The sequence below is a fragment of the Salmonella sp. SG203 genome, assembly GCF_013350575.1.
Taxonomy (GTDB): domain Bacteria; phylum Pseudomonadota; class Gammaproteobacteria; order Enterobacterales; family Enterobacteriaceae; genus Salmonella; species Salmonella enterica.
This window is the reverse complement of the sequence record NZ_SNMT01000066.1, coordinates 1-2,700: the sequence shown is the minus strand read 5'-3', so window position 1 is coordinate 2,700 and position 2,700 is coordinate 1. Positions and strand designations below refer to the sequence as shown.

Here is a 2,700-nt window from a genome sequence, read left to right as displayed (position 1 = left end):
GACGGGGAACAACATCACGATTACTGCCAGCAGCAGTACGGCTGATGCACTGTCGATAAGCGGTCAGAGTAAACTGAACGCAGACACGAATCTGACGGTGTCCGGGGTGAGCAGTGCCGGCGTGAAAAAAGATATGCACTTCTACGGTATTCACACCTGGGGTGGCGTCCTGTTCGCCGCAGGGGATACGGTCACCCTGAGTGCGGCAGCCACGGACGGTACAGACGGGGCCTTTAATGCCTCAAATATCAATGTCAGTGCGCAGAATGCGGTGATTACTGGCACCGCCGGGGCTGTAAATGGCACTGGTATTAAAATTAATGGTGGCATCAGTAATACCCTGAGTAATGGCAACCTGACGCTGAACGGGACTGCTACGGGTGGCAATGGTACGGGGGTGCTCCTCCAGAGTGCGTCAGTAAAAGCGAATGGCTCGGGTCTCCTGACTGTAACCGGAAAGACTCAAACCGGGCTGGGCGTCACCATAAATAACGGAACGCTGTCGGGCGGAAACGTGACGGTGAACGGGACATTGTCGGATGGTGTTGGCAAGGGAGTGTGGGTGTACGGTGCCAGCAAACTGACTGCCACGTCCGGCGACCTTAATCTGACGGGCGCGCAGACTAATGGGGACAGTGGATACGGTATCCATATTCATGGCGGTAATACCCTGACAGCTTCGAATAATATCACGCTGACCGCCAGTGCCAAAAACGGTAAGGATGGTGCGCTGAATGCAGATACTAATACGTTCAGTGCAATAAACACGGTACTGAACGGTACCTCAAATCAGAATAACATTGGGGTAAAGCTGGGGGGAAACACCCGCATCCAAGGTAACCTGTCGGTGACAGGAACAACCAGACAAATCGGCGGCGGGTCCTGGACTGCGCTCATTACCCAAAATCTGAACCTGACTGTAAGCTGCGGCAGTCTGAACATGAAGGGCGTGGTGACGGGGACTCCGAACGGAACTCAGCCTGTAGCGCTGAACCTGACCAACGCTATCCTCAGTGCAAGCAGCGCCACACTGACAGGGGTAAATACCGACCATAACAATGGATTTGTCCTGAACAATGTGACACTGAAGGGCGGAATAGCAAATGGCGCTAATCTGACACTGAGCTCCGCAGGCAGCAATAAAAATGTGACCAACGTTATTGGCAGTGGAATACTGAATGTGACTACGGCTGAAGCACTGATGAAGCAGGGGATAGATAACAGTACACAGATAGACACCACAGGGATGACGCTGGGCGGGTCCGGTGCAGACTGGGTCGATAGCTACACCAGTAAACATGGTGTCTGGATTTTAAAAAATGTCACGGTAAACAAAGCAGGTAATATCAGCCTGCAGGGAGTGAGTTTTGCAGACAGTAACATTACTGCGGGTCAGGATCTCACGATAGACAATGTTATGCGTAGTATTACAGTACAGAGCAGTAACCTGACGGCGAAAGCAGGTAAAATCAGTCTGACAGCGAATGGAGGGATCAGCCTGTCGGGAAGTAATATGACGGCAAATAAGGATATCAGGCTGAATGCCAGTCGGGGGGGAGTGAGTATCACAGGGAAAAATAACAGCACAGGCATTGTAAAAATAACCTCAACAGCAGGGAATATCAGTATTAGTGGAAATGCTACTGGTCAGCAGGCCAGTGGTGTTTCCCTTACTAATACTGCCTTAACGTCAACTTCCGGGAATATTAATGTCTCAGGTGTTGGTGACAGAGGATCGTATAGTATATATTACCTGAATGGAGGTGGGGTCACGCTTTCCGGAAAAACTTCTTTTACTTCCCGATATAATATACTCAACGGAAAAAATATCTCTGAAAAATATCAGGAACAACTTTTTGGTATTGGTTTATTGGGTTCTGCTGATATTATTTTTACAGGGGATACTGATATTAATGCTCATTCTGAGCGCGGGGCTGGTTTTTTGCTTAATAATGGTGAAAATGATGAAAAGTTAACTTTCCTTCATGGAAAGGCGACAATTAATGCTACAAGTAATTACGATGGTAGTGATGATAGCAAATTAGACTCTGTTGGCGGAGGAATGGTGTTATCAGGAGTTGAATGGGAATCCAGAACATTCGATATTAATGTGTCTGATGGGGCGTCGCTGAATATCAATGCACAAACAAACGCTGGTAACGGTATAGCTTCCTTTGGTTTCAGAAAGGATGGTGTGGACTCGATAATCCGACGTTCAGGATTCAGGTTTACCGGTGACGGTGATGTGAATATTCACAGTGTGTCTGATTCCGGTGACGGGCTGGACCTTCGGGTGGTGGATAATACAGGATTAACAGGCAACTTTACGGTTACCGGAGAAAGTAAAAGCGGTACAGGTGTCAGTGTGCCTGAATTTGCCACTGTCAATGTAGTCAATGCTACTGTCACCGGTACCAGCCAGGATGGAACGGGTATTCGCGTTAATTCCGGTGATACAAAGCATAAACCGCAGGTTAATCTGAACGGTAATAACCTGACCGGGATCTCGGACACCAGTACCGGTATCAATATCACTGGCAATAATGTCACCATCACTAACGGTACCCTGAATGGTACCTCATCAGGCAACAGCGCCGGGGTACAGCTCACCGGCGGTTCAAATTACACCGTGGACGGTGCCACCGTAACCGGTCACTCTGTTGCCGGGCATGGCGTCGGCGTGGGGGGGAATCTGAGTGT

2 protein-coding genes are annotated in these 2,700 nt (G+C 49.2%); one reads left to right on the top strand and one right to left on the bottom strand.

Annotated features, from left to right (window positions below; translation table 11 throughout):
• Positions 1–415: 415 nt before the first annotated feature.
• Complete coding sequence (locus tag HV477_RS27735; protein ID WP_175065731.1) at positions 416–658, bottom strand: hypothetical protein; 243 nt, start codon at positions 656–658, stop codon at positions 416–418.
• A 189-nt stretch (positions 659–847) separates the two neighbouring features.
• On the opposite strand from HV477_RS27735, the gene HV477_RS27730 reads away from it, so the two are divergent.
• Positions 848–2,700: hypothetical protein (locus HV477_RS27730; protein ID WP_175065730.1), on the top strand; the 1,853-nt coding region annotated here is incomplete at its 3' end.